Raw genomic sequence first — 5,857 nt, 5'->3', positions numbered from 1 at the left:
CCGGAGCGGGCCGCGGTGATCTCGATCGCCACGAGCCTGCAGGAGTCGAAGCTGGAGAACCTGGGCCACCTCGGTGACGCCAATGATCACGACTCGCTGGGCCTGTTCCAGCAGCGCCCCTCCAGTGGTTGGGGTACGCCGGAGCAGATCACGAACCCCGAGTACGCGACCCTGGCGTTCGAGAAGGGTCTGAAGCAGGTCGACGGCTGGCAGGACATGCCGCTGACGAAGGCGGCGCAGACGGTGCAGGTGTCGGCCTACCCGGACGCCTACGCCCAGTGGGAGCAGCAGGCCGCTGACCTGGTCGCCCAGTACTGGAACAGCTGACAACCAAGTAGCAACCCGAAAGGGCCCCTCCCCCTTGGGAGGGGTCCTTTCGCGTTCGCCCTTCCCGGCTGACGGAGCTGAGAAGACTTCCGGAGATGAGGATGAAGCTGGGCCTTGCGGCCATGCTGACGTTGCTGGTCGGGGCCTGTACTGAACCGGCCCGAGTGACTCCGGGACCGTCCACCGCCCCACGCGTCACGGCGCCGGCCCCCGGGCCGAAGAACCAGCTCACTGTGGTGGCCGCCGGGGATCTGCTGGTGCACCCGCCGCTCACCGAGCAGGCCGCCACCGACGCACAGGCGGCGGGCCGTACCGGTCATGACTTCAGCCGGGTGCTCAGTGCGATCCGGTCCAGGGTGAGCGCCGCGGACCTCGCCATCTGTCACATGGAGACGCCGCTGGCGGATCCGCAGGGGCCGTTCACCGGATGGCCGGCCTTCAGCGTGCCGCCGGAGTTGGCCGACGCGGCGGCCTGGGCCGGGTTCGACACCTGCTCCACGGCGTCCAATCACTCGCTGGACACGGGCATGGAGGGCATCACCCGGACGCTGGACAACCTCGACCGGGTCGGGCTGCGGCACGCCGGGACGGCCCGCAGCGCGGATGAGGCGGCCCGGACGAACCTCCTCGACGTGGCGGGCGTGAAGGTCGCGCAGCTGTCGTACGCGCTGAGCTTCAACGACATCCCACTGCCGGAGGGCAAGCCGTGGGCGGCGAACCTCATCGACCGGGACGCCATCCTCGCCGCGGCGCACCGGGCGCGAGCGGCGGGCGCGGAGATCGTCATCCTCTCGATGCACTGGGGGACCGAGTACCAGAACGCGCCGAACGACGACCAGCTGGATCTTGCCCAACAGTTGCTCGCCTCGCCCGACATCGATTTGATCATCGGGCACCACGTCCACGTGGTGCAGCCGTTCGAGAAGATCGGCAGGAAGTGGGTCGCCTACGGGATGGGCAACCTGACCGCCCGGTTCGACGACGGCTCGCCGGAGAACACGCAGGACGCCGTGGTACCCGAGTTCACCTTCACCCGTACCACTTCCGGCAGGTGGGAGGTCACCAGCGTGAGCGTGCTGCCGACCTGGATGGAGTACCGGCCGGCCGCCCGGGTGGTCGACCTGGTCAACGCCGTCAAGGACCCGGCGGTCCCGGCCGCGCAGCGAGCGCACTACGCGGAGATCGAGAAGCGGATCAACGGGTACGTGGGCATGCGCGGCGCCTTCGAGGCGGGGCTGCGCCCGCTCTCCTGACCGAGCTGTGCGGCGGCCGGGTGACCGTGGTGGGGCCTCCGCCCATGGTCACCCGACCCGGCCGTCAGGGGCAGGCAGCGTACAACCGACGGGTTCCGGACCCGGCGGCCCACGCGGCCGGGTCGCTGAACCGGCAGCCGAAGTCCGGGGCCGCCACCGCCGCCGGATCGGTGACCGGGTCTCCGGCGGGCCGCTGGCCGGTGCGTACCCAGGAGACGAGGTCGTCCCAGGCGGCGCCGGCCTCGGCCGGGCTGAACTCGCAGTGCTGCGCGGCCCGGACGGCCCGCTGGACCACGAGGCGGCTGCGGCCGTGCCCGGCGGCGTCCCGGGCGTACGCCTGCTCCATGCTGAACGGCACGAAGAGGTCGCCGAGGTCGTGCAGGGTGAGCACCGGCACGGTCGGCCGGCCGCTGATCCGCGGCACCTCGGTCAGCGTGGGCGACAGCCGCTGCCACGGGTTCTCCGGGGCGACCCGCTGCACCCGGGCGTTGACGTCGACCGGGGTGTCGGGGATGTACCGGGTGAGCAGGTTGGTGGCGAGCTGGCCGGGCCGCTGGGCGGGGGAGTCGCCGCCGTCGGTGGTGGCGATGCCGAAGAGGAAGTCCTTCCAGACCGCGAAGGCCGCGTCCGCGCCGGGGCGGTCGCCGCCGGAGCGGTTGACCGTGATGGTCCGCAGTTGCCGGCCGAGGTCGTTGACGGTGTCCGGGCCGCCCGGACGGAGGCCGGCCAGCCCCAGCGCCGCCTGGATCTGCGGCACCGCGTTGCTGAGATAGTCGGCCGGCGGCGGGTACGCGCGCACCCCGGCGAGCGCCTGCGCGACCAGGTTGTAGTCCAGGAAGAAGTCGAACAGCTCGTGGTCGCCGAGCACCCCGCACATCGGCAGCGCCCCGGCGTAGTAGCCCGGGTACTGCTCCAGCGATCGGCCGATGATGTGCCCGCCCATCGACACCCCGGCCAGGAACACCCGCGTCGGCCGCCGCACCGTGTCGGCGAAGAGGTCGGCGAGCGTGCGGGTGCTCAGCACGCCGGAGCGGATGTCGTAGCCGTTGCGGTCGTACGACGATGACGCCCACGCGTACCCCTGCTCCAGCAGGCGCTGCCGCAGCCCGAACGCGGGCGGCTCGGGGGAGAGCACGCTGGTCTGGCCGCGGTAGCCGTGCGCCCACATCACGAGCTGGCCGTTCCACCGCGCGGGTGTCTCGATGACGTAGCCGGCGTGGGCGTGCACGCCCTGGCGGATCGTGCTGGGTTCGCCCCCGACGACCAGGGGGTCGAGCGGCGGGTTGCTGATGGTGTAGCCCGGCAGCGGCTGGCTGCCGTCGTCGTGGCGCTCGGCGGCGGCCGGCCCGGCGCCGGCGACGCCGATCGTGAGGGTGAGGGCCGCGCCGACGGCGAGCAGCCGGCGGACCAGGCGGGTGGTGGAGGTCAGCATCGTTGCTCTCCCGGGGACGGTGCCGCCCTGCGGGGGCGACCAGGCGGGACGGATGCCTACCGGCCGGTAGCCCACCGAACCTAGGCTCGCCTTCGACCGCTGTCAATCCGGTCGGCCGTCCCCGCCCGGTCCGCAGTGGATCCTCACACCACACCCTGTGCGAGCATCGCCTCCGCCACCCGCCGGAAACCGTTGATGTTCGCGCCGGCCACGTAGTCGCCCGGCAGGCCGTACTCCTCGGCGGTGGCCCAGCAGCGGGCGTGGATGTCCCGCATGATCTCCCGCAGTCGCTGCTCCGACTGGGCGAACGTCCACGAGTCGCGGCTGGCGTTCTGCTGCATCTCCAGTGCGCTCACCGCCACGCCGCCGGCGTTGGCCGCCTTGCCCGGAGCGAACTTCACCCCCGCCCGGCCCAGGATCCGCACCGCCTCCGGCGTGGTGGGCATGTTCGCCCCCTCCACCACCGCGACACAGCCGCCGGCCACCAGCGCCGCGGCCTCCGCACCGCCGATCTCGTTCTGGGTCGCGCACGGCAACGCCAGGTCGCAGGGCACCTCCCAGACGGTACGACCGGAGACCGCCACCGCGTCCGGCACGTGCTTGACGTAGTTGTCGAGTCGGACCCGGCGCTCCTCCTTCAGCTCCCGCAGCAGCTCCAGGTCGATGCCCTGCTCGTCCAGCACGTACCCGTCCGAATCGGAGCAGGCCACCACCAGGCCGCCGAGCTGGTGCACCTTCTCGATGGCGTAGATCGCCACGTTGCCCGAGCCGGAGACCACCACCCGCTTGCCTTCCAGGCCGTCCCCGGCCTGCTTCAGCATCTCCTCGGCGAAGAAGACCGCGCCGTACCCGGTCGCCTCCCGGCGCACCTGCGCGCCCCCGTACGAGAGGCCCTTGCCGGTCAGTACTCCCGACTCGTACCGGTTGGTGATCCGCTTGTACTGGCCGAACAGGTAGCCGATCTCCCGGCCACCGACGCCGATGTCGCCCGCCGGCACGTCGGTCTGCGCGCCGATGTGCCGATACAGCTCCGTCATGAAGCTCTGGCAGAAGCGCATCACCTCCCGCTCCGAGCAGCCCTTCGGGTCGAAGTCCGCGCCGCCCTTACCGCCCCCGATCGGCAGACCGGTCAGCGCGTTCTTGAAGATCTGCTCGAAGCCGAGGAACTTGACGATGCCCAGGTAGACCGACGGGTGGAAGCGCAGCCCACCCTTGAACGGGCCCAGCGCGCTGTTGAACTCCACCCGGAAACCGCGATTCACCCGGACCCGGCCGCGGTCGTCCTCCCACGGCACCCGGAAGATGACCTGCCGCTCCGGCTCGCAGATCCGCTCAACGATCCGAGCCTGCGCGTACTCGGGGTGACGGGCCAGGGCCGGCCCGATGCTCTCCAGCACCTCCCGTACCGCCTGGTGGAACTCGGGTTCACCCGGGTTGCGATCGATCACGTCCTCGAACACCGTCTCGACGGCCTCCGGCATCACCCGACACGTCCCTTCCGGTCCCGGGCAGCCCCGTCGCCCCCACCGGATCGGCCTCGCGCCGACCGCCCCCGGATACGATAATCACCATCGTCCGGTTCACTGGTCCCGTGGACGAGTTGATCTGGAACGCCGTCCGGGCCTCGCGCGGCTGGCTGGACGCCGCCAACGGCACCGGGGACACCGAGCTGACCTGCCGGATCCTCAAGCTGACCGAGGAGGCGGGGGAGGCGGCCGCCGCCTGGATCGGGGTGCTCGGGCAGAACCCGCGCAAGGGCGTCACCCACCGCCGCGAGGATGTCGTGGCCGAGCTGGCCGACGTGGTGTTCACGGCGCTTGTCGCGATCGAGAGCCTGGGGCTGGACTCGCGGTCCGTGGTGTCGGAGTGCGCCGCCAAGGTGCGGTCCCGGCTGACCTGACGACGCGTGCCGTCGTTGCGTGCGCGCCGGTCGTGGTCGCTGTTGGGGTGTGCGCCCGCGCCCCTCTGCGGTCGCTGTTGGGTGTGGCCCGCGGCCTGTGGTCGCTTGGGGTGTGGCCCGGCCGCTGGCTGTGGTCGCTGTTGGGGGTGTGGCCCGCCGTGCCCGGCTCCGGGCGGTCAGGCTTGATCCCTGCGCCGGTCACGGCGGGCCACACCCGCGTCGTGGTGGGCCGTCGTCTGGATGTGCGGCCTGCGCCGTTCGTGCCTGCGGTACGCGTCCGCACGATCAAACGAGACATTTCGACGTCTTGCCACGTGTCGGGGATGGCGATCGACTCCAGGTCGGGGATGTGGCGGTGTCGGCGGGTGTCGGATACCGCCGTTTAGGCGATGTGGAGTGGATCACCGGAGGTTTGGGGTCGCTTGTCCGGGCGTTCTGGCAGGTAGTGTCCGGTTTGCGAGTGACCGGTGGCATCTCGGGCCCGGAATGGCGGGCGGTCGGGGGTCGTTGAACACGGGTGCACGGCCGAGGAAGACCCCCCTCCCGACGGGTGGCGGGGCCCGGAATGATGGCGGCCCGCCGGTCGTTGCACATGTGCCACGCGATTGAGGCGCCCTCCCAGTGAGGCGGGGTGGCTGGGCCCGGAATGACATCGGGCCGCCGGTGGTTGCATGTGTGCCACGCGATCGAGGCGCCCCGCTGGGGTTGCTGGGCCCGGAATGTTGGCGGGCCGTCGGCCGTTGGATATGGTCCCGGCGCCGCGAAGAGGCGACCCCCCTCGCCCCGCGAGTCGCTGGCTTGAAGACTTTCCCCCCTTGTTTGAGCGCCTGACGGTGCTTGCGTGCCCCGCCCGACCCCCCATGGGCTGTGTGTGCGCCAACCCCCGAATGGAGCTTTGGTGATGAACACGATGCTGCGTAAGACGGTTCTTGGTGTTGCTGGTCT

At 71.2% G+C, this 5,857-nt stretch carries 4 protein-coding genes and 1 pseudogene; 3 read left to right on the top strand and 2 right to left on the bottom strand.

Annotated features, from left to right (window positions below; all coding sequences use genetic code 11):
* Together ACY34I_RS40030 and ACY34I_RS40025 are read left to right on the top strand one after the other, a co-directional pair.
* Positions 1 to 327: pseudogene (locus ACY34I_RS40030) on the top strand (hypothetical protein); the annotation flags it as partial.
* A gap of 95 nt (positions 328 to 422) precedes the next feature.
* Positions 423 to 1,580: a CapA family protein gene (locus ACY34I_RS40025; RefSeq protein WP_462760711.1), complete on the top strand. Its 1,158-nt coding sequence runs from the start codon at positions 423 to 425 to the stop codon at positions 1,578 to 1,580.
* A 64-nt stretch (positions 1,581 to 1,644) separates the two neighbouring features.
* Here ACY34I_RS40025 and ACY34I_RS40020 read toward each other — a convergent pair whose 3' ends face one another.
* Positions 1,645 to 3,012 (bottom strand): hypothetical protein, encoded by a 1,368-nt coding sequence (locus ACY34I_RS40020; RefSeq protein WP_462760709.1) that lies wholly within the window; start codon positions 3,010 to 3,012, stop codon positions 1,645 to 1,647.
* Positions 3,013 to 3,155: 143 nt separating this feature from the next.
* Positions 3,156 to 4,493, bottom strand: coding sequence for an NADP-specific glutamate dehydrogenase (gene gdhA, locus ACY34I_RS40015; RefSeq protein ID WP_462760707.1), 1,338 nt, complete (start codon positions 4,491 to 4,493; stop codon positions 3,156 to 3,158).
* A gap of 110 nt (positions 4,494 to 4,603) precedes the next feature.
* On the opposite strand from gdhA, the gene ACY34I_RS40010 reads away from it, so the two are divergent.
* Positions 4,604 to 4,912 (top strand): pyrophosphohydrolase domain-containing protein, encoded by a 309-nt coding sequence (locus tag ACY34I_RS40010; RefSeq protein WP_462760705.1) that lies wholly within the window; start codon positions 4,604 to 4,606, stop codon positions 4,910 to 4,912.
* The last annotated feature ends 945 nt before the right edge of the window (positions 4,913 to 5,857 follow it).

The organism is Micromonospora sp. RTBAU3-60 (genome assembly GCF_054963695.1).
This window is presented reverse-complemented; position numbering and strand designations above follow the sequence as displayed.